General features: G+C 61.6%; 23 protein-coding genes. 7 read left to right on the top strand and 16 right to left on the bottom strand.

The window, feature by feature from the left end; all coding sequences use genetic code 11:
* Positions 1-40: 40 nt before the first annotated feature.
* Positions 41-2,209 carry a glycoside hydrolase family 32 protein gene (locus F7R90_RS04735; RefSeq protein ID WP_158056121.1) on the top strand — a complete coding sequence of 723 codons (2,169 nt, stop codon included), beginning with the start codon at positions 41-43 and terminating at the stop codon, positions 2,207-2,209.
* On the opposite strand, the gene F7R90_RS04730 is transcribed toward F7R90_RS04735, so the two are convergent.
* Complete coding sequence (locus F7R90_RS04730; protein ID WP_158056120.1) at positions 2,206-3,600, bottom strand: glycoside hydrolase family 68 protein; 1,395 nt, start codon at positions 3,598-3,600, stop codon at positions 2,206-2,208. The two genes, F7R90_RS04735 and F7R90_RS04730, sit on opposite strands and share 4 nt — an antisense overlap.
* Before the next feature lie 81 nt (positions 3,601-3,681).
* Positions 3,682-4,137, bottom strand: a complete 456-nt coding sequence (locus F7R90_RS04725; protein ID WP_158056119.1) for a pyridoxamine 5'-phosphate oxidase family protein — start codon at positions 4,135-4,137, stop codon at positions 3,682-3,684.
* Between the two features lie 117 nt (positions 4,138-4,254).
* On the opposite strand from F7R90_RS04725, the gene F7R90_RS04720 reads away from it, so the two are divergent.
* The gene (locus F7R90_RS04720) at positions 4,255-5,700 is read left to right on the top strand and encodes a replication factor C large subunit (protein ID WP_158056118.1); all 1,446 of its coding nucleotides are present in this window, start codon (positions 4,255-4,257) and stop codon (positions 5,698-5,700) included.
* 13 nt (positions 5,701-5,713) lie between these two features.
* Here the strand turns inward: F7R90_RS04720 and F7R90_RS04715 are convergent, their stop codons facing one another.
* Positions 5,714-6,022 (bottom strand): HalOD1 output domain-containing protein, encoded by a 309-nt coding sequence (locus tag F7R90_RS04715; protein ID WP_158056117.1) that lies wholly within the window; start codon positions 6,020-6,022, stop codon positions 5,714-5,716.
* Between the two features lie 253 nt (positions 6,023-6,275).
* Here F7R90_RS04715 and F7R90_RS04710 point away from each other — a divergent pair, with 253 nt between their 5' ends.
* Both F7R90_RS04710 and F7R90_RS04705 read left to right on the top strand, forming a co-directional pair.
* The gene (locus F7R90_RS04710) at positions 6,276-7,400 is read left to right on the top strand and encodes a helix-turn-helix transcriptional regulator (protein ID WP_158056116.1); all 1,125 of its coding nucleotides are present in this window, start codon (positions 6,276-6,278) and stop codon (positions 7,398-7,400) included.
* 101 nt (positions 7,401-7,501) lie between these two features.
* The gene (locus F7R90_RS04705) at positions 7,502-8,152 is read left to right on the top strand and encodes a hypothetical protein (RefSeq protein WP_158056115.1); all 651 of its coding nucleotides are present in this window, start codon (positions 7,502-7,504) and stop codon (positions 8,150-8,152) included.
* On the opposite strand, the gene F7R90_RS04700 is transcribed toward F7R90_RS04705, so the two are convergent.
* The 7 genes from F7R90_RS04700 to F7R90_RS04670 all read right to left on the bottom strand — a co-directional run bounded on the left by F7R90_RS04700 (position 8,149) and on the right by F7R90_RS04670 (position 14,878).
* Complete coding sequence (locus tag F7R90_RS04700; RefSeq protein WP_225741262.1) at positions 8,149-8,769, bottom strand: hypothetical protein; 621 nt, start codon at positions 8,767-8,769, stop codon at positions 8,149-8,151. The two genes, F7R90_RS04705 and F7R90_RS04700, sit on opposite strands and share 4 nt — an antisense overlap.
* Positions 8,770-8,876: 107 nt before the next feature.
* Positions 8,877-10,556 carry a Na+/H+ antiporter NhaC family protein gene (locus F7R90_RS04695; protein ID WP_158056114.1) on the bottom strand — a complete coding sequence of 560 codons (1,680 nt, stop codon included), beginning with the start codon at positions 10,554-10,556 and terminating at the stop codon, positions 8,877-8,879.
* 123 nt (positions 10,557-10,679) lie between these two features.
* The gene (locus F7R90_RS04690) at positions 10,680-11,417 is read right to left on the bottom strand and encodes an amino acid ABC transporter ATP-binding protein (protein ID WP_158056113.1); all 738 of its coding nucleotides are present in this window, start codon (positions 11,415-11,417) and stop codon (positions 10,680-10,682) included.
* Complete coding sequence (locus F7R90_RS04685) at positions 11,410-12,249, bottom strand: amino acid ABC transporter permease (RefSeq protein WP_158056112.1); 840 nt, start codon at positions 12,247-12,249, stop codon at positions 11,410-11,412. Before F7R90_RS04685 ends, F7R90_RS04690 begins: the two co-directional genes overlap by 8 nt.
* Before the next feature lie 54 nt (positions 12,250-12,303).
* The gene (locus tag F7R90_RS04680; protein ID WP_158056111.1) at positions 12,304-13,212 is read right to left on the bottom strand and encodes a basic amino acid ABC transporter substrate-binding protein; all 909 of its coding nucleotides are present in this window, start codon (positions 13,210-13,212) and stop codon (positions 12,304-12,306) included.
* A 141-nt stretch (positions 13,213-13,353) separates the two neighbouring features.
* Positions 13,354-14,268 carry a transporter substrate-binding domain-containing protein gene (locus tag F7R90_RS04675; RefSeq protein WP_192498452.1) on the bottom strand — a complete coding sequence of 305 codons (915 nt, stop codon included), beginning with the start codon at positions 14,266-14,268 and terminating at the stop codon, positions 13,354-13,356.
* A 133-nt stretch (positions 14,269-14,401) separates the two neighbouring features.
* On the bottom strand, positions 14,402-14,878 hold the full coding sequence (locus tag F7R90_RS04670; RefSeq protein WP_158056109.1) for a COX15/CtaA family protein: 477 nt from the start codon (positions 14,876-14,878) through the stop codon (positions 14,402-14,404).
* 714 nt (positions 14,879-15,592) lie between these two features.
* On the opposite strand from F7R90_RS04670, the gene F7R90_RS04665 reads away from it, so the two are divergent.
* The 3 genes from F7R90_RS04665 to F7R90_RS04655 all read left to right on the top strand — a co-directional run bounded on the left by F7R90_RS04665 (position 15,593) and on the right by F7R90_RS04655 (position 19,668).
* Positions 15,593-16,699, top strand: coding sequence for a M24 family metallopeptidase (locus tag F7R90_RS04665; RefSeq protein WP_158056108.1), 1,107 nt, complete (start codon positions 15,593-15,595; stop codon positions 16,697-16,699).
* 92 nt (positions 16,700-16,791) lie between these two features.
* Entirely contained in the window at positions 16,792-19,050 is a 2,259-nt protein-coding gene (locus F7R90_RS04660; protein WP_158056107.1) for an NADP-dependent malic enzyme, read from the top strand.
* 324 nt (positions 19,051-19,374) lie between these two features.
* On the top strand, positions 19,375-19,668 hold the full coding sequence (locus F7R90_RS04655) for a hypothetical protein (RefSeq protein ID WP_158056106.1): 294 nt from the start codon (positions 19,375-19,377) through the stop codon (positions 19,666-19,668).
* Between the two features lie 8 nt (positions 19,669-19,676).
* Here the strand turns inward: F7R90_RS04655 and F7R90_RS04650 are convergent, their stop codons facing one another.
* From F7R90_RS04650 to F7R90_RS04625, 6 genes are all read right to left on the bottom strand, one after another.
* Complete coding sequence (locus F7R90_RS04650; protein WP_158056105.1) at positions 19,677-20,036, bottom strand: hypothetical protein; 360 nt, start codon at positions 20,034-20,036, stop codon at positions 19,677-19,679.
* A 138-nt stretch (positions 20,037-20,174) separates the two neighbouring features.
* Complete coding sequence (locus F7R90_RS04645) at positions 20,175-21,584, bottom strand: hybrid sensor histidine kinase/response regulator (protein ID WP_158056104.1); 1,410 nt, start codon at positions 21,582-21,584, stop codon at positions 20,175-20,177.
* 60 nt (positions 21,585-21,644) lie between these two features.
* Positions 21,645-22,043 (bottom strand): DUF7344 domain-containing protein, encoded by a 399-nt coding sequence (locus F7R90_RS04640; RefSeq protein ID WP_158056103.1) that lies wholly within the window; start codon positions 22,041-22,043, stop codon positions 21,645-21,647.
* A 169-nt stretch (positions 22,044-22,212) separates the two neighbouring features.
* On the bottom strand, positions 22,213-23,277 hold the full coding sequence (locus F7R90_RS04635; RefSeq protein ID WP_158056102.1) for an ABC transporter ATP-binding protein: 1,065 nt from the start codon (positions 23,275-23,277) through the stop codon (positions 22,213-22,215).
* Complete coding sequence (locus F7R90_RS04630; RefSeq protein ID WP_158056101.1) at positions 23,274-24,530, bottom strand: ABC transporter ATP-binding protein; 1,257 nt, start codon at positions 24,528-24,530, stop codon at positions 23,274-23,276. The genes F7R90_RS04635 and F7R90_RS04630 overlap by 4 nt, the downstream gene beginning before the upstream one ends.
* The gene (locus tag F7R90_RS04625) at positions 24,530-25,600 is read right to left on the bottom strand and encodes an ABC transporter permease (protein WP_158056100.1); all 1,071 of its coding nucleotides are present in this window, start codon (positions 25,598-25,600) and stop codon (positions 24,530-24,532) included. The genes F7R90_RS04630 and F7R90_RS04625 overlap by 1 nt, the downstream gene beginning before the upstream one ends.
* Positions 25,601-25,607: the final 7 nt, after the last annotated feature.

The raw sequence follows: 25,607 nt of genomic DNA, 5'->3' as shown, positions 1-25,607 counted from the left end.
CGCGATAGCGTTTTCACTCGCGGCCGAATACGTTCGAACTATGTCCGAGTCGCCGGTTCACGTCGGGTTTATCTATCACAGGACACTTTCCGAAGAACAACACGCTGTGTTGGAGTGGCTAAGCGCGCGACGCTACGAGGTCGAGACGGTGCCGGTCAGCGAGGACGACTTCTCCGGGTACGACCTGCTGTGGTGGCACCGCGACGACCCCGTGAGCGACGTTTCTCCGGCAACCCCAGATGCAGACGCTATCCAGCAGTTCGTCGCAGACGGCGGCGGACTCCTGCTGACGCTCCGCGGAATGGCGATGGTCGAACCACTCGGTATCGACTCGGTCGGACCAGACGCCGTCGGCGAGCAATCAGTCGGCGAACCGGCGGGCGTGCTGTGGCGGTCGCTGTACGACGACCACCCCGCTGTCTCCGATTTCGACACGCTTCGTATCCCGCTCTACGAACACGGGACGGCCCCCTACGCGCGATACGAAGATGTACTCCCCGCCGAGGGTGAAGTCCTCGCTTCGACAGTCCGCTCGGGCGTTGATGTCTTAGACGAGATGCCGGTCGTCTCGTGGCAGGTCGGCGACGGCACGGTCCTCGGCGTCGGCGCACCGCTCGCGTTCCAGCAAGCGGTCGGCGACCACGTCGAAGCCCACCGCTCGACGTTCTTCGAGGGACTGCTCGACGCGCTCTCCGGCGACGCCGGACCGTCCAGCCACTACGGTCGCCCGAAAGACGCCGAGGACTTCGCGGCTATCCGTGCCAGTCTCGCCGACGACCCGTGTCGGCCGCGGTACCATCTCACCGCACCCGCGAACTGGCTGAACGACCCGAACGGTCTCATCGAGTGGAACGGCCGCTATCACGTCTTCTACCAGTACAACCCCGCGGGACCGTTCCACCACGCAATTCACTGGGGCCACGCCGTGAGCGACGATTTGGTTCACTGGGAAGACAGACCGGTCGCGTTGACGCCGTCGCCCGATGGCCCGGACAGAGACGGTTGCTGGTCCGGCTGTGCGATAGACGACGACGGCACCGCGACCCTGCTATACACCGGTGGCCGCGATAGGAAACAGCTGCCGTGTCTGGCGACCACCGACGACCCGACCCTCGATTCGTGGACGAAACACGCCGACAACCCGATTATCGAGGAGACGCCGACGGACATCGACGTCCTCGAAACGGAACACTGGCAAGCGGAGTTCCGCGACCACAACGTCTGGCGCGACGACGACCAGTGGTACCAGATTATCGGCACCGGCATCGAAGACGTCGGCGGCGCGGCACTGCTCTACACCTCGGAGGACCTCCGCAACTGGGACTACGTCGGCCCGCTCCTCGTCGGCAGTTGGGACGAGTCCGGACAGGTCTGGGAGTGTCCGGAACTGCTCGATTTGGGGGAGAAACAACTGCTCCACGTCTCGAACTACGAAGAGGTGAACTACTTCATCGGCGAGTTCGACGGCGAGCGCTTCGCCGCCGAATCGACCGACAGACTCGACCATGGCGACTACTACGCGCCCCAGTCGCTGGACGACGGCGACCGCTACGTTACGTGGGGCTGGCTGCCGGAAGCCCGCAACCCCGAGTCGCAGTGGGACGCTGGTTGGTCGGGTGCGCTCTCGATGCCGCGGGTCGTCAGTCTCGGTGACGACGGCCGACTCAGACAGCGACCCGCGGACGAAGTCGAGGAGCTTCGAGCGGAGACGCTCGTCGCCGACGAACAGGTCGCACTCGACGCCGGAGAACGACAGTCCCTGGATGCGTCGGGACGTGCGCTCGAACTCGAACTCGAAGTCAAGTTGGAAGACGCCGAAGCGTTCGAACTCGTCGTCTTCGAGTCACCAGACGGCGACGAACGGACACCGATTCGCTACACGGCGGGGAACGAACTGGTGGTCGAGCGCGGCGAGTCGAGCCTCGACCAGTCAGTAGTTGCCGAACCACAGCGCATTCGGGTGACGCCCTACGACGAACCCCTGACCCTCCGAGTGTTCCTCGACGGCTCTATCGTGGAACTGTTCGCGAACGAGCGCCACTGCCTAACGAGTCGGGTCTACCCTACCCGCGAGGACAGTACCGGTGTCTCGCTGTGGAGCGACGACGGCCGGACGACGGTCAGTTCACTGTCGGTGTGGCGTCTCGAATCGGCGTGGAAGGCAGAAGCAGGCCAAAAACAGTCGCCGACGCCCTCGCAGTCGGATTAGTAGTATCCGTACCCGCCGCGGTCGCTCGCGTCGCCCGACCCGTCGTTCGTCGCGTTCTCGTCTGACTCGATTGCACCGGTCTCGCTACTTCCCGCGTTCTCACTGCGCTTCGAGACGCCTAAGTCCCGTAGCGACAACTCCTCGTTCGCCGTCGGGATGTGCCAGTGGTCGAGGGTCCCCGTAATCCGCGTTCGGTCGCCGTCGATGCCGAGCGAAATCGTCGGGCCGAGCGTCCCGCCGAAGCGTCGCATCTGCTCTGCTTCTGGCAGGTCGCCGATGGCGTCGAGCGACGTGCCCGCGAAGTCGTAGTAGTTGAAGAAGCTCTGGACGAGCGCGTCGTCGCCGTGGGGGAACGCCATCCACGAGTAGGCCTGAAACGGCGCGTTCGCGGGGTTCGTGACGACCAGTCCCGAGTCGTTCAGCGGTTCGTACGGTCCGCGAAGCGAGTCGGCGACGAAGCCATAGAGCGCGTCGTACCCCTCTAATCCGGGTGCGAAGGTGTGCATGTGGCTGGAGATGAAGAGGTAGTACCTTTGGTCGGTGTAAACGACGTGCGGGCGTTCGAGTTCCTGATTGACACAGACAGCGTCGAGAATCGGGTCGTCGAGTTCCCACTCCATCGGGTCGCCGCTCTCCGAGATGGCGACACCGATGCTCCCGTTGAACTCGCTCTGGGCCGCGTCACCGCCACAGACGTCGCTACCTTCTGGAACGGGGGTGTTCGCCTCGAACAGGAGGCAGGTCTCGCCAGTTTCTGGGTCCTCGAAGAACCACGGGTCCCGGAAGGTGTAAATCATGCCCCGAGACTGTTCCTCGGTCTCGTACCGGTCGCCGTCGGGCGTGAGTAGCACTTGGTGGTTCCACGACCCGCCGATTTCGAGACCGTCGTCGCTCGACTCGACGTTGCCGCCTTCCGCGCCTGCGATGCGCTGGGTGTAGGTCAGTTCGTCGCCTTCGTCGTCGCCTGCGGCGGTGTAGTAGACGTAGAGGTCGCCGTCGTCGTACAGCGCGGACCCCGCCCACTGGCGCTGGCCGAGCGCACCGCCGTCGAAAACTGGGCCGCCGCCCTGCCACGATTTCCCGTCGCGCGAGTAGAAGTACCGAATCGTCGCACAGTCGTGGCGCTTGCCGGGGAGCAACTCCGACGCGGCGGTCAGCGAGAAGACGACGCGCCAGCCGTCTATTTCGGCTATTTCTCCGTTTCTATCGCGCAACAGCCACGTGTCCCAGACGTGAACGCCGTCGTCTGCGGCAGGGTCGTCTTCTGGCGGGTAGATGATGGGAGCGACGTTCATCTCGGTGCGCTCCATGGCGGCGGCCTGTTCGCGCGTCCACGAAGAGCGTGGTGAGTCCTCGCCGGAGGGGTAGTCGTCCAGCGATATATCGGGCATAGAGGCGATTGCTACTGAAGGATTAAATCCCTCTCGTTGCAGAAACTGTCACCTGACTACCAGACGGACGGGGAGAATTCGCTAGTCGTCGGCCCGGGCCTCTTTCCGTCCCGTCAACTCGTCGGGGACCAACTGGAAGAAACGGAAGGTCACTTCCTGTGGACGACGTTCGAACACGTCTACGAGTGGAATTTCGACCTGTCGCATCGCTTCGGAAATCGACTTGTCGAGTTCGTCTTCTGGAACTTCGTCCAACTTTCCGGTGGCGACGACGCTCTGCCACCCCGTCTCGGTCTGGTCGTAGGTGACGAACGAGACTGGGGTCTCCTCGTCGATCAACTCGCTTTTGTCGCTGTCGGGACCGAACGCGAGTCGGAAGTAGAAGTGGCCGTTGTCCACCTCGTAGCCGTACGAAACGGGAATCGAGTGGGGCGGTTCGTCGCTGGCTCGCGGGAACGAGACGACCCCAGTGCCGCCGCGTTCGAGGAATTCGTCGCGCTCTTCGTCGCTCATCTGGACCGAACGGATGTCCCCCATAGGAGTGAGAACAATCCGCAACCGCAAAAAGGTGTAGCGCGATTCTCGGGACTTGGTTTGGTGTCCGTGGCGTGGCGCTCCGCAACCACTAAACGCCGCTCGTTCCTACCACCAGTAATGACCGACTGGACGGAGAAGTACCGGCCTTCGACCCTCTCGGAGGTGCGCGGGAACAACAAGGCCCGCGACAAACTGAAAGAGTGGGCGGACACGTGGGACGAACACGGGGACGCCGTCATCGTCCACGGCAGTCCCGGCGTCGGCAAGACTTCGGCGGCCCACGCACTGGCGAGCGACATGGGCTGGCCGACCATCGAGTTGAACGCCAGCGACACCCGGACCAAGGACGTGGTCGAGCGAGTCGCAGGCGAGGCCGCCAAGAGCGGCACCCTCACTGGCGGTAGTTCTGGCCGCCGACTCGTCGTCATGGACGAAGCCGACAACCTCCACGGCAACGTCGATAGGGGCGGGTCCCGAGCAATCACCAGTATCGTCAAGGACGCCGGTCAACCGATGGTACTCATCGCCAACGAGTTCTACGACATGTCGAACTCGCTCCGGAACGCCTGCGAGACCATCGAGTTCCGCGACGTGTCTGCACGCTCTATCGTCCCCGTCCTCCGGGACATCTGTCGGCAGGAAGGCGTCGAGTACGAAGACGACGCACTCCGCGCTATCGCCGACAAGAACAGCGGCGACCTGCGCTCGGCGGTCAACGACCTCCAAGCAATCGCCGAGACGAACGAAACGTTGACGGAAGACGACGTGAGCGTCACTGGCGACCGCGACCGAACGAGCGGCATCTTCGACTACCTCGACAAGGTCTTCAAAGAAGCAGACGCGAAGGAGGCGTTAGAGGAGTCCTACGACGTGGACGAGACGCCGGACGACATGCTGAACTGGATAGAGGACAACGTCCCGAAAGACTACTCCGGCGCGGAACTCGCGGACGCCTACGACTTCCTCTCGAACGCCGACACGTGGCTCGGTCGCGTTCGCGCCACGCAGAACTACTCCTACTGGCGATACGCGGGCGACAACATCACCGCTGGCGTCGCCGCCTCGCGCCGCGAGAAGAAAGGTGGCTGGACCCGCTACGGCCCGCCGAGTTATTGGCGAAAGCTCGGCAGTTCGAAGGCAAATCGGAACACTCGCGACTACATCGCGCAGAAAATCGCCGAAACCGACGGCGTGAGCATGTCCACAGCGCGCCGCGAAATCATGCCGTTCCTCGCGTCGATGACCCACCACTGTAAGAACCGGGAGTTGACGACAGCGATGGCCGCCAAGTACGACTTAGAGGAAAAGCACGTCTCGTTCGTCACGGGAAGCGGCAAGACGACGAACAAAGTCGAGAACGTCGTCGCTGACGCGGCGGAACTACGGGAGAAGGCGGCGGTCGAACACTCGGGCGGTGCGTTCGAGGGAGCGACTCGCTCCGAGACTGTGGAGTCGGACGACGACACGGCGGCTACCGCGGACGCGGCGTCCGACGGCGCGGATTCGAAGGACGACGCGACGGACGACGACGACAGCCAGACCGGACTCGCGGACTTCGGGTGATGGGTCGTAGCGGCTACGTTTCCGGCCAGACGAGTATCTCACCGTCGCCCTTGACTCGAACGTCGTGACCTTCGTACTCGAACGTGACACTCGTCGCCGTCTCTCGGTCGCGCATCGACGTGACGAACTCGTGGAGTGCGTCGGGGTCCATGTACTCGTAGAGCGGCGCGAGGTCGGTAACTGCGACGCCCGTCGCCCGTGACACTGCACACGTGACCGCGGAGTCGAGCGTCTCGCTACCGGACAACTCGACGTGCATTCTGAGGGGTGTCTCGCGTTCGGTCTCTGGGGCGGCTTGCTGTTGTGTGTTTGCTTTCGACATGCTATCTCGCCGATTACGGCTTCGTCGCGTCCGGCTATCAAGCCCCCAAATTCTGAAAGCCGATTGGCGGGACTGCGGGCGGCTTGCCGTCGAATTAATTCGAGTTCAGACCGACAACGAACTGCTAACTGTTGGAAACGATTCGTTGAACGAGACCGGTCGAGGGAAACGAGCCGTGGAAGACGATGGCGGAAAGTAGGCGGAGTCAAAACGACGCAATCCCTTTTTCGGTCGGGGTTGGAAGGGTGTGTAGATGGGGCGAGGTGAGTTCTCTGCGGTCGTCGTGGTGGTCGCCGTCTGTCTGGCGACGACCGTCCCCGCGACTGCCGGTGGGGCCGGGGCGACTGCCGAGAGAGCGGGAGCGACTGCTGGTGAGTTTGGAGCGGCTGGTGGAACTACGGCGATTGCTAGTAGCTCTGCGGCAATCGCCAGTAACCCGACGACCGCAACTACCAACCTCGCGCAGGCCAACGGCGTCACGCCCGATACAATCGTCATGCGCGTGCAAGTTCACGAGAACGGGTCGGCGACGTGGGAGGTCGAGTACCGTACTCGCTTGGACGACCAAGAGACCACGGAGGCCTTTCGGAGCCTCCAATCCGACATCGAGAACGACTCGGCCGAACACAGCGAACAGTTCGTGCGCCGGATGCGCGGGACTATCTCGGGAGCGGAGCAGGCGACCGGCCGCGAGATGAACGGGACGAACTTCACGGTAGACGCCGACCTGCGGGAGTTCCCCCAGCGCTACGGCGTCGTCGTCTACTCGTTCCGCTGGACGGGGTTCGCGGCAGTCGGTGGTAGCGAGATGCACCTCGGTGACGCCCTCTCTGGGTTGGTGTTAGACGAGAAGACGCGACTGCTCATCTCCTGGCCCGAGGAGTACGAGGCGACGACGGTCCGACCGACGCCAGACGAACGGCGCGAGCGTGGCGCGCTCTGGGTCGGTCCCACCGAGTTCACGATGAACGAGCCGCGAATCGTCCTCTCGGTGCCGGGAAGCGGCCCCTTCGACTTGCCCAACTGGCTCGACTTGCCGACGTGGCTTCTCGCCGCGCTGGCGGGTGGAGTGGCCGTCGTCGGACTCGGCGGTGCGTGGTGGCTGTTCCGCCGCCGCGACGGAGCGGCCCCCGAAGAGGACGAAGGCGACACGACCGACGACAGACCGCCCGAAGACCTCCTCAGCAACGAAGAGCGCGTCCTGCGCGTCCTCGAACGGCACAACGGCCGCGTCAAGCAGAAAGCAATCGTTTCCGAGCTAGGGTGGACCGAGGCGAAGACCAGTCAAGTAGTCGGACGCCTGCGCGAGGAGGGCAAAATCGAGAGTTTCCGCCTCGGGCGCGAGAACGTCCTCGCGCTGCCCCGGCAGGAGCCATAGTTTCGGAGAAAGGAGGCTTAACCCGTGAATCGGCATTAATTCGCGTTAATCCGAGTTCAGTAACGTCGGCTTATTGCCCGTCGAGTGCGAGGTAACCAGTGATGAAACGGGTACTCTGGGTAGCGATGGGGTTGCTGGTACTGGGGTGTCTCGCCGGTGCCGCCACTGCTGACTCCGGCCCGCCGTCGGCCCCAGACGAGGGGACGACGACGGCGAACGAGAGTACGAACGCGACGACGGTGCCACCGGGTCAGCAACTCGCTGGTGTCGTCGGCGCACAGGAAGCGGCGGTCGAGGGCGAACTCTGGAATCGAACGCTCTCCGAGCGATTGGCTAACGCGAGTTCGGCCGAGGAGCGCGCCGAACTACTCGCCGAAGAAGTCGAGACCATCGAGGCGTACGTCGAAGCCCTCGAATCAGCGCGGGGGAACCTCACCGAGTCGTGGGAGGACGGCGACATTTCGAAAGGCGAGTACCGAACGTCGCTGTCGGGGTTCGTCGTGCGCGCTCGAACGGTCGAGATACGAGCGAACCGGACGACCGCCGCAGTGGCTGAGTTGCCCTCGTATCTTCGCGAAGAGGAGGAGTTGAACGTCACGGAGGTTCGCGACCTCTGTGAACGAGCGCACGCGCTCTACCAGTTCGAGGACCGGGTCGCGAGCGACGTCGTCGAACAGACGCTCGGCAACGAGAGCAGGTTAGTCGGGCACGGCGTAGCGGTGGAAACGAGCGGCGAGTCGAGCGGCGCTTAGACCGCGTACCCTTCGCTCCGAAGCGCGAGTTCGACGGCCTGCGTGAATCGCTCCCGAAGGTCGTCTTCGAACGATTCTACTTCGTTGTCGGACTTCGATAGCGTGAGTCGCCGCTCCTCGCTCGCCGTCTCGTCGTCCAGAATTCGATACGTCTGCGTGAACTTCTGGCCGTCGTTCCCGTAGGCCACCGCGACGACGGACTCGGCCGACGGTCCGGCCCCCTCGTCGTTCCACCCATCGGTTCGAGTCACGCTGACGCGCTCGAAGTCGGTCAGATTCGTGCTGAGTCCGCCGGTAACGAGCTGGCGTTCCAGCGTCTCTCGTTTCCACGTTCGACGGTCGCTCGTCTCGGTGTCGATGCCGATGACTCGGTCGGGGTCTATCTTCGCTATCTGCCACTTCGTGAGTCCGGCCGATTCGAGTTCGTTCTTCTCGCGCGAACGAACGTCTCCCTCTTGGACGATTTCGTCCTCACGGATGCGAATGTATCGCGGACTCGACGCGGGCACGTCCAGGAATATCTCGCCGGGGTCAGTGCTGACCAACACCTCTGTACTCTCGATACTTCGGGGGACCAGCGTTCGGACTGCATCTTCTTTCATTGTCGTTTCTTTCATCGTTCGTCACTGGACAGAGGTGGCGATTGGGCTGCATAAGGATGGTGCTGGACGGGTCATTCGAACGTCGTATCGTCCCCTAAACCGCCTAAAAATCAGCTTCCGGTTCAGTACGGGATGACGACGAAGCCTTCGGGGAGAACGAACCCCAGAAGGAGGAACAGTGCCCCTGCAATGCTCGCCGCGGCGACGGCGTAGGGAATCTGCGTTTTGACGTGAACCAAGTGGTCGCTCCCACTGGTCGAGGACGCCAGCACCGTCGTGTCCGAAATCGGCGAGGAGTGGTCACCGAAGATACCACCGCTGAACACCGCGCCCATCACGAGCGGCAGGTTCGCACCGGTCGTGAACGCCACGGGGATGGCGATGGGGAACATGATGCCGTAGGTGGACCACGAACTGCCGTCGGAGAAGCTGATTCCTGCCGTCGCGGCGAAGATGATGAACGGCACGACGGCCGCTGGAACGCCGGAGAACCAGTCGGTGACGAAGTTGGCGATGCCGAGCGTGGTGACGCTGTTCTGAATCGTAGAGGCGAGCATCAGGATGAGTGCCGCGAGGAAGATACCCTTGAACCCGCGCAACATCGCGTCCGTCGCGTCGTCGTTGCTCGGGATGTCGCCCTTCACGCGATACAGGACGAACGCCACGACGAGCGCCGTCGTTGCCGCGAGACCCAACTTCACGCCGCCAATGTTGAACGCCCACGGGCCTGCTGGCGGCACCATCAACTGGTAGCCGCCGAGCGAGAACAGGACGTTCTCCGGCTTGCCAGCGACGTGCACGACTGGGCTACTGCGCCAGAACATCGCCCCGAGACCGACGGCAACCATCGTGGCGATGGGAATGGCGAAGTTCCGCCAGTCGGGAGTCGCCGTCTCTGCCATCTCGTACTCGTCCATCTCCTTCGAAATCATCGGGTCGTGGTCGTCGCCGACGACCTTTCCTTCCTTGCGGGCGCGCCGTTCCTCGTCGCCCATGCCGAAGATGTTCGGGACGACCTGCCACGCGACGCCCGCCGCGATGATGAGCGCCACCCACGAGTAGAAGCCGAAGAAGAGGCTGTTGAAGAACAGCGGCCAGACCTGTGCCGTGGCCGCGCTGGCGCTCTCTCCGGTGCCCGTGACGAACTGACTCATGTCAGACGGAAGATTCCCCTGTTTCTGGGCTTCCGTGAGACCCGCGCCGATGAACCCGATAAGTGCTGCGCCCCACGTCGAGTAGAACGCGAGGCGTGCGGCCGGACTCCCGGCGCTATCGACGTAGTACGCCAACTTCGCCCGCGACACGTCGAAGCGGTCGGTCAGCGGTCGAAGCATCGACCCGACCACGAGACAGTTGAAGTAGTCGTCGATGTGAATAGCGATACCTGCGAGGAAGGCGGCCTTCTCGGCGTCTTCCGACGAGTCGGCCCAACTCGCGAGCGATTCGAGGACGCCCTGAATCGCCCCCGACCGAATCATCAAGCCGATCATGCCGCCGATAGCGAAGATAGCTATCAGGACGTTTTCGACGTACCACGCGCTACTGAACAGCGGCGCGGTGGCGACGAGCGTCGGGATTACTTTGAGACCGAACAGTGCGCCGAGCGCCTGTCCACTGATACTCCCGACGAACTCCTTCGGAACGCCGACGGTAGCGGGTTTTATCGCACCGTAAATCGGTCCGGTGCTTGCGATACCAACGAACAGTCCGATGATCGCATCTCGGGTCGTCCACGCCAGTGTAATCGCCAACAGTGCCGGAACGATGGACCAGATGCCCGCGTCGATGCTTTCTAACGCCATCTGTACCCGTGTGATAGCTAGTTTCACACGGATAGAGATTTCGGCGTCTAGTTGGACAGTTCAAACAAAATCGAGACGCCGACAGGAAACGCAAGTGAACCAGAACGGACGCTGACTCGGGCGTCACTCCACCCGCGCGAGGAACTGTTTTGCCCGGTCAGTTCCGGGATGCTCGAAGAACTGCTCGGGGGGACCAGTTTCGACGATGTTTCCATCGGCCATCAACACGATTCGGTCACCGACTTCGCGGGCGAACCCCATCTCGTGGGTGACGACCAGCATCGTCATCCCTTCCTCGGCGAGCTTCCGCATTACCGACAGCACTTCCCCGACGAGTTCGGGGTCGAGTGCGCTCGTCACTTCGTCGAACAGCATCACGCTCGGGTCCATAGCCAGCGCGCGAGCGATGGCGACACGCTGTTGCTGGCCACCGGAGAGCTGGTTGGGGTACGAATCTGCTTGGTCTCCGAGTCCGACTTCCGCGAGTAGGCTTCGACCATGTTCTTCGGCCTCCGATTTGGGCACTCCACGGACCTCCTCGGGCGCGAGCGTGACGTTCTGGAGCGCCGTCTTGTGTGGGAACAAGTTGAAGCTCTGGAACACCATGCCGATGCGCTGACGCAGGCGATTGAGGTCCGTCTCGGGGTCGGTGATGGACGTTCCTTGGATACGGATGTCACCGTCCTGAATTTCTTCGAGGCGGTTCACACAGCGAAGTAGCGTCGATTTTCCGCTCCCACTGGGACCGATGATGACGACCACTTCGCTCTCGTCGATTTCGAGGTCGACGTCTTTGAGGACGTGCGTCTCGCCGAAGTACTTGTCCACGCCGTCGAACTCCACGGCAGGCACGTTAGGCATCGCTACCACCCCAGTCAGAGCGGCGTTCGAGATAGCGCACGAGTTTTCCGAGCGGCAACGTGATGGCGAGATACGAGATGGCCACGAGGACGATCGGTGTCCACGCGTCGAAGGTGTTGCTGTTGACGTTCCGGAAGACGCTGATGATTTCGGGCACCGCGATGACCGTCAGTAGCGAGGTGTCTTTCACGAGGATGACCTGGTCGTTGCCGAGTGCCGCGAGCGCGTTTCGGGCCGCTTGGGGCAGGATGACCTCCCGCATCGAGTCGATGTAGGACATCCCGAGCGACCGGGCGGCCTCCATCTGGCCGTCCGGAACCGCCGTGATACCGCCTTTGATTGCCTCGCCGGAGTACGCGGCGTGGTTTAGCGTTAGAGCGATGATCGCAGCAGGGATATTCCAGTTCGCGATGGGAAACGGCTCTGGCGAAGCCCGCCAGAAGGCCGGGATTCCGAGGTAGATGATAAAAATCTGGAACAGCAACGGCGTTCCACGGAAGAACTCGACGTAGCCCGTCGCTATTGCTTTGGTGAACTTCGTCCGTGACACTCGTCCCAACCCGACCATCGTCCCGGCGACGAGCGAGAGTACCGCCGAAACGAGGAAGATTTTGAGGACTAGAATGTAGGCGTCCACGAACCGTGGAAACACCGCCGCCATCAGCTCGTAGTCCACGAAGTCGGTCAGAATGCGGTACAGCAAGTAGAGTACTGCCGAGGTAAACAGCCCAGCGACCGCTATGCCGAACCACTTGACTCGCTCGTCGGTCAACAGTCCGTCCGACGACCGGCGCTCCTCTACAGTCGGTTCGTCTGAGTATGTTTCCGCCATTGTGAATCGATGTGTATCAAGCGTTAGCAACGACCAAAAAGCCTCGCTCGGGCGTTAGTTCGAGCCGGAGCCGAAGTACTCGTTGTAGATTTCGTCGTACTTGCCGCTCTCTTTGATTGCCGCGAGTGCTTCGTTGACCTTCTTCTTGAAGTCGTCGTCGTCCTGTCGGAACGCGATGCCGTACTCCTCGACGGTGAGAGTGAGGTAGTCCGGCGCGTTCTTGCCTTGTTTCGCGGCCTCGCCCTCGCCTTTGAGGAAGACAACGTTGTCTTGTTCGTTGACGTACTTCGCGTTGACCGTGTTGTCGTTGATGACCGCGGAGGCCTGATTGTTCAGGAGCGCGTTGAACGCGCCCGTAATCTGGTCGTAGCTGTCGATGGTCAAGCTACCGCCAAACTGTTCTTTGAGACCTTCTGCGGCACCTTCGCCAGTCGTCCCCTTCTGGACCGCGACCGTCGTCCCCTTCAGGTCTTCGAGTTTGGAGATGTCGCCGCCTTTCCGGATTGCGACGGTCTGGTACGCCGTGAAGTACGGGTCCGAGAAGTCCACCTTCTGGGCACGTTTGTCGTTGATGGTCATCGCGGACATGATGATGCGGAAGTTCCCGTTGTTCAGGCTCGGAATGATGGTGTCGAAGCCAGTCTTCTTGAACTCGTATCCGATGCCCATCTCCTCTTCGAAGAGCGCCTTCGCGATGTCCACGTCGAATCCCTTGAGCTCGCCGCTGTTGTTGCGGTACTCGAAGGGCGGGTAGGGGATGTCCGACCCGATGACGACTGGTCCATCCATGCTCGAACTTTCGCCGGAGGTCGTCTCTTCCGCCGAAGTTCCCGACGCAGTCGTGTCCGTCGATTCGGTCGTCGTGCTCTCTCCCTCTCCGCCACCATCGCCGCCGATACAGCCTGCGAGCGTCAATCCGGTGGTGATGCCAGCACTGCCCTTGACAAAGGTTCGTCGCTTCATGTGTGTGATAGCCACTCATTTAGGCTATGTAGGTTTACTTTTTTTGATTCGGAAGAGTTCAATGTCTTCTGTTGACGCTTTGGCTTCGGCAGCCAGTTCTCCCAAACAATATGCAAAAATTACGGAATTCAGTTGAGCAACTTAGCTACCCTCGGTAGTTCCCGACTCGGTTTCATTGGTCGCGGTTCCGTTGCTCACTGTCGTGGTTCCGCCCATCGTGGTCACCTGACCACGTTCCAAGATAGACGCTGGCGGATCACCCGTGAAATACTCGCGGTAGATTTCTTCGTACCGACCGCTCTCGATGACCGCAGTTAGTGCCTCGTTGACCTGCTGGCGGAACTCGTCGTCGTCCTGCCGGAACGCGATGCCGTACTCCTCGACGGTCAGCGTTAGGTAATCCGGCGCGGCTTCACCTCGCTCTGCGGCAACACCCTCGCCCTCCAACAGCACGATATTCTCGTTGTCCTGCGTGAACTGCACGTTGACCGTGTTGTCGTTGATGACTGCGACAGCTTGGTTGTTCAGAAGCGCATTGAACGCACCCGTAATCTGGTCGTAGCTGTCGATGGTCAGGTCGCCACCGAACTGCTCTTGCAGGTCCTCCGCCGCTCCTTCGCCAGTCGTCCCTTTCTGGACGGCGACTGTCTGGCCGCGCAGGTCTTCGACCGAACTGATGTCGCTCCCCTGCAAAATCGCCACAGTCTGGTAGGCGACGAAGTACGGGTCCGAGAAATCCACTTTCTCCGCGCGCTCGTCGTTGATGGTCATCGCGGACATGATGATGCGGAAGTTCCCGTTGTTCAGACTCGGGATGATGGTGTCGAAGCCCGTCTGGACGAACTCGTAGTCCGTCCCCAGTTCCTCGAAAATCGCCCCAGCGAGGTCTACGTCGAAACCGACGATTTCACCATCCTGATTGCGATACTCGAACGGCTTGTACGGAATGTCCGACCCGATTCGAACTACTTCGCCGTCTTGTGCGCTCACGAGTCCGCCGACCGTGAGTCCGCCGATAGCTCCTGCGCTCCCCTTGACAAACGTCCGCCTGTCGATGTCCATGTGTTTCCCCCGCGGCTACGTGCAATCTGATAGTATATAGTAGTTGGCGTGAAACGTCCAAATTCGGAAGATAGACGAGCTAAAAACAGGTTCAGTCGTCGTTGGTTTGTCAGTCGCCGCTGGCCAGTCAATCGTCGCTGGGATAGCCCGCGGCCGCGTCGGCACTGGAACCACCAGTGGCAGTTTCGGCCTCGTAGGACCAGAGCGTCGTCGCCACGAGCGCCCCGAAGATTATCATCGCGGCGGCGTGGTGGGCCACCTGCACGAGCGGCGTGTAGACGAGAACGGTCGCACCACCGAGGACGATTTGCAGTGGGGTCACGGCCAGTGCGAGCGTAGCGGCCCCGCGGATGCGCTTCTCGCTGTGGTACTTCCACGCGCCGACAGTCGTGCCGATGATGAAGAAGCCGGTTATCATCGCAATCAGTCGGTGGAACCACTCGACGAAACTGGGGAACGTCTGGGGGAGGACCCCGCCGTCACAGAGGGGCCACTGGGCCGAACAGGACAGCCCGGCACCCATCGCGGCGGTGTAGACGCCGAGCAGGATGAGCGCGAACGTCAGCCCCGTAGTCACGGCGGCGAGGTGGCGATAGCGAACCATGTGTTTGCTCTTAGTGGAGCTATCGGGCGTTCGTACTTAGGTCTGTCCGACCGTCTTCAGAATCTGGGAATCGGAACTCGGGGGCGTTCGGGAGTTCGTTGGAACCTCAACTGTAACCGCAGACGAAGATAGTTCGAAGCGGACTGAAGCCGTGTAAAGCCGCGCCCTCACTCGGTGCTTACTCCCTTCGGTCGTTCCACGTCTCGCTTCGCCGCTCCCGGCTATCCGCAGGAGCGCGGCCGCTCTGCGGCCGCGCGGACTGATTCCAGTGAGAATTCGCGTTTCGGGCGGTTGGTTAGGTTCCGTTTCGTGGATTGTGACATCGGCCACAGGATGCGGTCGCGCCGGATGGCGCGAGCGGGGAGAAATGGGGAACCTGCCTTGGTGTCTTCGTGAGCGGAGCGAACGAAGGCTCGGCAGAGCAACCTCTGCCGGTGGATGAAGGGCGAGGAGTGAGTGAAGCGAGCGACGAGGGCTTCCCTTGGTGGGAGCGGGCGACCGGAACCGAGCGTTTGGACGCCACTCTGTGGCGTCCGGCGGTAAGCGAGGTGGAGCGAGGGCGCGGCTTTGTCTCGGGAGTAGATAGCGTCTCGCTGTCTGCGTTCTGTCTGCCAGCGGCCATCCCATCATCCGGTCTTCTCCGTCACAAACACCACTCCAAACTCACTTCCCGAATCCAAGTCCTTCAAGGATTTCCCGAACAATCCACGAGTAATGACCAAGCAGGAACGCCTCGACATCTACCTCGACCAACACGACCTCGAAGCCGTCTGGTTCGCGCGCCCGAACTCCTTCACGTGGTTGACCGGCGGCGACAACGTGGTAGACCGCGAGGGCGACGTGGGGGTCGCCGCAGTGGGCTACGACGGCGATGAACTCTCCGTCGTCACGAACAACATCGAAGCCGACCGACTCCGCGAGGAAGAGTTGGACGACGACGTGACAGTGACCGAGTTTCAGTGGTACGACTCGTCGCTCGCGGAAGCAGTCGCCGACCAGAGCCCCCGACCCGCGGCCGCAGACTTCGACGTGCCCAACTTCGACACTGTGGACGCCTCGCCGCTCCGCCAGCCACTCACCGAGGAGGATATCGAGAACTACCGCGATTTGGGCTACGACACTGCCGAAGCAGTCGAGGCGGTCTGCCGGGAACTCCAACCCGGCGACGTGGAGTCGGAGGTCGCCTCCGCACTACGAGTCGCGCTCTCCGCACGCGGCATCGAAGCGCCAGTCGCACTCGTCGGTGGGTCCGAGCGCGCCCAGCAGTACCGCCACTACACGCCGAAGCACCGCGAGCTGGGCGACTACGCGCTGGTGTCCGTGACCGCAGAGCGCGACGGCCTGCACGCCAGTATGACCCGGACGGTCGCCTTCGGTGAAGAGGAGAACCCCGCGCCCGAACTGAACGAACTCGGCGACAAGCACCAAGCCGCCCGCATCGTGGAGATGACCGCACTCGGCGCGACGCAAGCAGTCGCCGACCTCGGCGGCGACGCCGGAGACGTCTTCGACGCGATTCAGGCCGCCTACGAACACGTCGGCTACGCCGACGAGTGGCAGAACCACCATCAGGGTGGTGCCGCCGGGTTCGCCGGACGCGAATGGGTGGCGACACCCGAAAGCGACGCCGAGGTGACGACGCCGATGGCCTACGCGTGGAATCCCACCGTCCAGGGTGCCAAGAGCGAGGACACGGTGTTGGTGACCGAGGACGGCCTCGAAGTGCTGACGACGACCGGACAGTGGCCGACGACCGTCGTGGACGGATGGGACTACGACGTGGCGTTGGCACGCGCCGACGTACTAGTCAAAGATGTTTGACCTGACTCGACCTGACCTGATTTCGACGTTTGTCGATGTCAAATTCGACGGGTTCGGGTAGTTTTTTACTCCCTCACACGAGTGCTCCCTGCATGGGATTAGACGAGGATTCACTCGACTATCACCGGGAAGACCCACCCGGGAAGTTGGAGATTTCGACGACTAAGCCGACGAACACACAGCGCGACCTGAGTCTGGCGTACTCGCCGGGCGTGGCCGCGCCGTGCCGCGAAATCGCGGACAACGAAGACGACGCGTACAAGTACACCGCGAAGGGGAATCTCGTGGGGGTCGTCTCGAACGGCTCCGCGGTACTCGGACTCGGCGACATCGGCGCGCAGGCTTCCAAGCCGGTGATGGAGGGGAAAGGGGTACTGTTCAAGCGATTCGCCGACATCGACGTGTTCGACATCGAACTCGACCAAGCGGACCCCGAGGACCTGATTCGCTCGACGGCGGCGATGGAACCGACCTTCGGTGGCATCAATCTGGAGGACATCAAAGCGCCGGAGTGCTTCGAAATCGAGGAGTCGCTGCGCGAGCAGATGGACATTCCCGTCTTCCACGACGACCAGCACGGCACCGCCATCATCAGCGGGGCAGCCCTGCTGAACGCGGCAGAAATCAACGGGAAGGACTTAGAAGACCTCAAAATCGTCTTCTCCGGCGCAGGCGCGTCCGCCATCGCGAGCGCCCGCTTCTACGTCTCTCTCGGCGCGCGCAAGGAGAACATCATCATGTGTGACTCCTCGGGTATTATCACCGAGGACCGCGCGGAACACGGCGACCTGAACGAGTACAAGACGCAGTTCGCTCGCGACATTCCGGAAGGCGACCTCGCAGACGCGATGGAGAACGCAGACGTGTTCGTCGGCCTCTCGGTCGGTGGCATCGTCAGCCAAGAGATGGTCCAATCGATGGCCGACGACCCCATCATCTTCGCCATGGCGAACCCGGACCCCGAAATCGCTTACGAGGACGCCAAAGACGCCCGTGACGACACGGTCATCATGGCCACGGGCCGTTCGGACTACCCAAACATGGTCAACAACGTGCTCGGGTTCCCGTTCATCTTCCGCGGCGCGCTCGACGTGCGCGCCAGCGACATCAACGAGGAGATGAAAATCGCCGCCGCACGCGCCCTCGCAGACCTCGCGAAACAGGACGTGCCGGACGCCGTCGTCAAAGCCTACGGCGACCAACCCCTCCAGTTCGGCCCGGAGTACATCATTCCGAAACCGCTCGACCCTCGCGTCCTTTTCGAAGTCGCACCCGCAGTCGCGGAGGCCGCGATGGAGAGCGGCGTCGCCAGAAGCGAACTCGACACCGACGAGTACGTCGAGGAACTCGAAGCGCGACTCGGCAAGTCGAGAGAGATGATGCGCGTCGTCCTCAACAAGGCCAAGTCCGACCCCAAGCGGGTCGCACTCGCCGAGGGCGACGACGAGAAGATGATTCGCGCGGCCTACCAGATGGCCGAAGAGGGAATCGCCAACCCCATCCTCATCGGCGACCGCGAGACCATCGAGACGACCGCAGAGGACCTCGGACTCGCGTTCGACCCGGAAATCGCGGACCCCGCGAACGGCGACCACCCCGAGTACGCCGACCGACTCTACGAACTCCGCCAGCGCAAGGGAATCACGAAAAGCGAGTCCGAGGACCTGATTCGCAAGGACAGCAACTACTTCGGTAGCGTGATGGTCGAACAGGGCGACGCCGACGCGATGCTGACCGGCCTGACCCACCACTACCCGAGCGCCCTGCGCCCGCCGCTTCAGGTCATCGGCACCGCCGAGGACGCCAACTACGCCGCTGGCGTCTACATGATGACGTTCAAGAACCGCGTCGTCTTCTGTGCGGACACGACGGTCAACCAGGCACCCGACGAGGAGGTGCTGGCCGAAGTGACCAAGCACACCGCCGAACTCGCACGCCGATTCAACGTCGAACCGCGCGCGGCGATGCTCTCCTATTCGAACTTCGGGAGCGTAGACAACGAGGGCACCCGCAAGCCCCGACAGGCCGCCAAGATGCTCCGTGAGGACAAGACGGTCGATTTCCCGGTGGACGGCGAGATGCAGGCCGACACCGCAGTCGTCGAGGACATCCTGACGGGGACGTACGACTTCTCGGACCTCGAAGACCCGGCGAACGTGCTGGTCTTCCCGAACCTCGAAGCGGGGAACATCGGCTACAAACTCCTCCAGCGCCTCGGCGGCGCGGACGCGACTGGCCCGATGCTCGTCGGCATGGACAAACCGGTCCACGTCATCCAGCGCGGTGACGAGGTCAAGGACATCGTGAATTTGGCAGGCGTTGCGGTCGTGGACGCTCAGCAGGACGAGTAGTCATTGCTGAGATACCTTTTGGACGAGTCGCACCCCGTCGTAGTTTTCGGTTGAAGCGACTACCGGTCAACTATCCGTCTACTCTCTTCGATTGGAAAAATAGGCTGTTGGTCGGAAGGAACCAGTGTAGTCAACGGCATCATGGAAGAGATCGGTAACGGTTCGACGTGGTCAGTTCAGTCCGACAGTCTCGCCGGAACGATGCGCGGATATGACATCGAACAGGCGGAAGACGCTTTCCGGAACCATGGTTTCAATACGCACGTCATCGCGTCGTATCAGAATGCCGAACATACAAGTCTGTACGATTGGTCTGCAGCGTCAATGCGGCGAATCAGCAGTAGTATCGATACTGCCGACTGGCAACTTCACGTCCGGCTATTCGAGTGGTACGACTCGAACTTCAATGAATGGTGCGTCGACGTGTACACACACACCGAAGCGACCCCGATACACAAGGATGCCCATCTGGGTGGCAACTATTGGGAGTACAGTCACGCCATCAAGATGGTAAAGCACATCATGCCACAGTGGAGTTACACCTACGACGAGTTCGCTAACTACAACGAGGACGTGGAGGCCTTCGTCTCGAACTTCCAAGAATATCCGTTCACGTAGGCTTCCGACTACGGAGAGGGGAAAAATAGGTTCAACTCGCCTTCTGCCGTGAGATGGATATGGTAAGAACTGGCGGGTAGTTGATCGTCTTCCGGAACGGTGAAATCAGTACTCGCGCTCGTTCCTCCGGCCACATTCGCAGATATCGTGTACGCTCCAGCACTATCGAACACCGCCTCCTCGGAGATACGCTCTTCGCTACCTAGCGTATACGTATCGTTAAGAAGAGTTTTCGAGGTATCGTTTCGAGTTATAGTCACGCTAATCTCTTGTGAGCTACTCTGGTAGTTAACGACGATCAACCCGTAGCTCTGCGTTTCATTTGTATTGAGACAGCCTGCTATACCTGTTGCTGCAGAGACCCCCATGATGCGGAGGAAAGTTCGTCGAGGCGAACGGGTTGGGTATTTCATAGGTCCTTTTGGCTATTAGAAAGATAACTACATTATTATTCCGTATTCGGACTTAAAGTTTAATTTCTGTGCCCTGCAATCAGGGTCCGGTGTTTAAACGTACTCCACGCCTTCGAACTCGAAGCACGCCCCACCAGCGTCACTCTCCGTGATTTCGACATCCCACCCGTGAGCCTCGGCGACGCTCTGGACGATACTGAGTCCGAACCCCGTACTGTCGGCGGTGGTGTACCCCGATTCGAACACTCGTTCGCGCTCCTCCTCCGGGATACCGGGACCGTCGTCTTCGATGTAGAACCCGTCCTCTTTGGGTCCGGTGCCGACGCGGACGGAGCTTCCGGCGTGTTGGATTGCGTTGCGAAACAGATTCGCAATCAGTTCGGTCAGTCGGTCTTCGTCGGCGACGAGTTCGGTGTCGTCGTCGAACTCCACGACCAGTTCCGCGCCGTTAGTCTCGGTGCCGCGCCAGACAGTCTCGACGAGGTGGGTGATTCGCACCGGTTCGGGGTCGATGTTCTCTTCGCCAGTTCTGGCCAACTCCAACAGGTCGGACGTTATGTTCTCGATGCGATTCAGGGCGTTTTCGAGTTCGTCGAAGTGCTCGTCCTCCCCCGAATCGCGGGCCATGTTGAGATACACCGACGCGATGTTCAGCGGATTTCGGAGGTCGTGGGAGACGGTCCCCGCGAACGCGTCGAGACGTTCGTTCTGTCTTCGCAGTTCTTCTTGGCGCTCTTTTCGCTCGGTGATGTCGCTGACGACGCAGACGAGGCCGCTGACTTTCGTCTCCGAAACCGTCACGTCGGCGACGAACGTGGAACCATCGTCTCTCTTGCCGATGGTTTCGCCGGACCACTCGCCCGTCCGTTCGAGTTCGGGGAGAATCTCTTCGGTGAGTCGGCCCAGAATTCCCTCAGGATTCAACGTCTCCCATCTCTTGCCGACGAGCGACCGCTGTTCGTAGCCGAAGATTTCGGCGAACGCCTCGTTGACGTAGTTGAACTCTCCCTCTTCGTCCAACATGGCGATACCTTCTTTGGCGGTTTCTATCGCCTCGAACCCGCGGTGCATCTCCTCTTCGACGCGGCGTTGGAACACCGCTTCGTGGACCTGCTTCGACAGTACGTCGATGATATCCGTCGAACTACCTTTCTGGAGGTAGTTCGAGACGCCCGCCGAGATGGCTTGACTCGCTACGTCTTCGTTCCCGGTACCTGTGAAGAGGATGAACGGGAGATTCGGGTAGTCGCGTCGAACGGCCTCTAACAACTCGATGCCGTCGTGCTCGGATAAATTCTGGTCGGAGACGACGCAGTGTATCTCTCGTTCGTCGAGGAGTGTGAGTGCCTCGCTCGCCGTCGTCGTCGTTTCGACACAATCGATGTGGTCTGTTCGTTCGAGTGCGGTTTTCGTCGCTTCCAGCAACTTCTCGTCGTCGTCCACGTGAAGAACGCAAATGTCGGTGGCTAGTGACCTGTCGGGCGTCGGGTCGATATCCGACATAAGTTGTTATTTGAAAGTTGTCGGACAAACTTATAAACCCTTTCGCCGGGAATCGTCTCCTCAGCCAAAATCTAGCGCCTCTGCAGCTTCGAGGAACTCCCTTACCTCCGTAGAACCAGCCAATTTGACGACACCGGCTTCGTCGTCGTGTTCGACGATTCCGGCTTCGGTCAAGTTCGGGAGGTGCAGTTGTTGGAGTTCCGCTTTCGTCTTCTCGATTTCGGCCGAGGTGAGGACTGCACGGGTCTTCTCGCTCATCGAGGCGGCGACGAGTTCGGCGAGTTCGGCGACATTCAGGCCCTCTTCGCGGCGCGCGAGGTAGTGACAGACGCATCGTCGACGGTGGTCGGCCAGCGCACGAAACACTTCGTCTAACGTCTCGCTCTCGCTGTTGACTGGCAGTACGTCCTGCGCCGAGACGTGTGGGGGTGAGACGCTCCCCGATTCGTTGTGGCTCATGGTTGGTAGTCGGTGCGAGATTCTCAGTGTGACCGCGTACGGCCACGCGAATGACCCGATTGTCATCGTCCCCTCTCTCATCAGGGCGAACACGCTGAGCGTCGCGCCGGAGCCAAGGAAACGATATTCGAGGGGATAAGGGTAGTGCCGGACAGTTCAAGTCCGTCTGTTAGTCGTCTGCCGGTCGTTCCGCCTCGGCGCGCTTCTCGGCCGGTTCGAGCGACTCGCTGTCCCAGTACTCGTGGTCCTCGATGCGTCGGAAGCAGGCCGATTCGTGGTCGTCGCCGCCGTACTCGACATCGACGCGCTCCGGGTCCGATTGCCGACACGCTTCTCGGGCGTACGGACAGCGCGTGTGGAACCGACAGCCAGCGGGCGGGTTTCGGGGCGACGGCACGTCGCCCGACAGCGTCTCGACCTCGCGGCCGTGTTCGCTGGTGTCCGCGCGCGGAACGCTTTCGAGCAAGGCCTCCGTGTAGGGATGGCCCGGATTCTCGAATATCTCGTCAGTCGGCCCGATTTCGACGATTTCGCCCAGATACATCACGGCGACGCGGTCGCAGATGTGTCGAACCACGCTCAGGTCGTGGGCGATGAACAGATAGGTCAGGCCGAACTCGTCTTGGAGGTCTTCGAGCAGATTGAGGACTTGTGCCTGCACAGATACGTCGAGCGCCGACACTGGTTCGTCGCAGACGATGAAGTCCGGTTCGAGCGCCAAGGCCCGAGCGATGCCGATGCGTTGGCGCTGGCCGCCGGAGAACTCGTGGGGGTAGCGGTCGATTTGTCCCGCCGAGAGACCGACCCGTTCGAGCAGTTCCGCGACCTTCTCGCGCCGGTCTTCTTTGGTCCCGATACCGTGAACGTCGAGCGGTTCGCGGATTATCTCGCCCGCCGTCATTCGCGGGTCGAGACTGGAGAACGGGTCTTGGAAGACGACCTGCGAGCGTTTTCGGAACTGCGTCAAATCGTCCATCTCGAAGACGTTCTCGCCGTCGAAGTAGACCTCTCCGTCGGTCGCGTCGCGGAGTCGGAGCAACGTCTCGCCGGTCGTGGACTTGCCACACCCAGACTCGCCGACCAGCCCCAAGGTTTCGCCCTGTTCGACCTCGAAGCTGACGCCATCGACTGCTTGCACGCTTTCGGGCTCTTTGCCGAGAATTCGGTCCAGCAAGTCGTCCTGCTGGAAGTAGTACTTGTGCAGGTCTTCGACGCGAACGAGGGGGTCAGTCATCGGCGCTCACCCCCGTCTGTACTCGCCGTTTCCCCGCTCGTAGACGAGACGCGCTCTGTCTCGGATTCGCGCGCCTCGCTCTCGCCCTCGAAGTAATCGTCCGGAAGCGCTTGCGAGGGGTCGTAGTCGTGTTCCACGAGGTAACACTTCGCAGCGTGCTCGCCGGAGTCGCCGCCGACTTCGAACTCAGGTGGTTTCTGTAGACACTCTTCCATGGCTTTCGGACAGCGGTCGGCGAAGTAACAGCGGTTCTCCATCTCCGAATCGATGAGGTCGGGCACGTTGCCCTCGATGGGTTGCAGTCGCGGTGCGGGGTCTTCGAGGTCCGGAATCGACCCCAACAGTCCTTTCGTGTAGGGATGAACCGACTCGTCGAACACGTCTTCGAGTTCGCCGCGCTCGACCACCTCTCCCGCGTACATCACGCCGACGCGGTCGCACATGCGGGCGATGACGCCGAGGTTGTGCGTAATCATCACGATACTCATGTCGGTCTCTTCCTGGAGGTCACGGAGTAGGTCCAGAATCTGGGCCTGAATCGTCACGTCCAGCGCAGTGGTCGGTTCGTCGGCGATGAGCAGGTCCGGTTCGCCAGCGAGTGCTTGGGCAATCATCGCCCGCTGGAGCATCCCGCCGGAGAACTGATGGGGATACTCCTCGGCGCGCTCTGCGGGGTCGGGAATGCCGACCTGTTCGAGCAGTTCGACTGCGCGGGCGTGACTGTCTTCGCTGACGTACTGCTGAGACGGAAGCACGGTGCTGGTGATGAAGTTCGCCAGTCCGAATCCCTGCGTTCGCGAGCGCGTCGAACGCGGGTTCGAGCGCGCTCGTCGCTGGACTTCGACCGCCTCGGCGATTTGCTCGCCGACGGTAATCGAGGGATTTAGACTGCTCATCGGGTCTTGGAAGATGGTGCTGAACGACGGTCCGCGAAGCGCTCGACGGACGTTCTCGGGAGCGCGCCGCACGTCCACGAAGTCGCCATCGACTGCGTCGGGCGTGTCGCCGCGCAGTTCTTCGGCGAGGTCCGAGTTTCGATACCAGACTTCGCCGTTCGTCACCCGTCCGGGCGACTCCACGAGGTCGATGACAGAGAGCGCGGTGACGCTCTTGCCGGACCCCGACTCGCCGACGATGCCGAACACCTCGCCGTCGCGCACGTCGAAACTGACCTGTTCGACGGCGTTGACCTGCCCTTCTTCGGTGAAGAAGCGGGTCGAGAGGTCCCGAACGCGGAGGAGGTCTTCCGCCATCAGACGCCACCTCCTTCGCCCTCGATGCCGGGGTCCAAGGCGTCTCTCAGCCAGTCACCGACGAGGTTGATGCCGATGACCGTCAGTACGATTGCGATGCCTGGCACCGTCGAAATCCACCACGACGACGCCAGATAGTCGCGGCCCTGCGCGATGTCGAAGCCCCACGAGAGGCTCGTTCCCGAGAACCCGAGGAACGACAGCGCGCTCTCCAGCAGGATGATGGCCGCGATTTGGATGGTCGCGAGCACGAGGATTGGCGTCACGCTGTTCGGCAGGATGTGCTTGCGAAGGATGAATCCGTCGCCAGCGCCCACCGAACGTGCGGCCTTGACGTACTCCTCGCTCTCCACGGAGAGTGCTTCGCCGCGAGCGACGCGGGCGAACCACACCCAGTTCACGAGGCCGACCACGAGGATGACCGTCCCCGGCAGGGCGAACCTCGCGGGCATATTCGGGGTCACCCCCGCTATTACGAGCGGGTCCGGTAACCAGACGACCGCCCTACCGAACAGGCCGACCAACGCGACGGCCAACACCAGCGACGGGAACGCCAGCATGATGTCTGCCGACCGCATCAGCGCGTCGTCCACTTTGCCGCCGTAGTAGCCTGCAGACAGGCCAATCGTCACCCCCACTAACGCGGCGATGAGGGTGCCGAACAGGCCAACGAGTAGTGACGTTCGCGCGCCGTAGATGACCCGCGAAAGCATGTCGCGGCCGAGTGCGTCGGTTCCGAGTGGGTACTCTGCGGTCGCGTTGATGACGACTGTCTCGTTGACGACTTCGACCGACCCGTTGACCATCTCCGAACTCGTCTTCTCTGTCGTCTTGCTGAACCCAAGCGGTGGGAGTTGCGCGTCGTCTAAGTTCTGGTTCGTCGGGTTGTGCGGTGCGACCAGCGGCGCGAATATCGCCACCAGTACGATGAGGACGACGATGACGATGCCCGTCTTCGCGAGCGCGCTCTGGCGGAGTTCTTTCTTGAGATTCCGCAGCGTTCGCGGCGAAATCCCGCGACTGAGTGCGCCCCAGACGAGGTCGCCGAACTTCTCTATCGGACCAGCCATCAGTAAA

The organism is Halorussus halophilus, assembly GCF_008831545.1.
Taxonomy (GTDB): Archaea; Halobacteriota; Halobacteria; order Halobacteriales; family Haladaptataceae; genus Halorussus; species Halorussus halophilus.
Note: the sequence above shows the minus strand (reverse complement) of the source record. Positions and strands in the feature narration are given on the sequence as shown.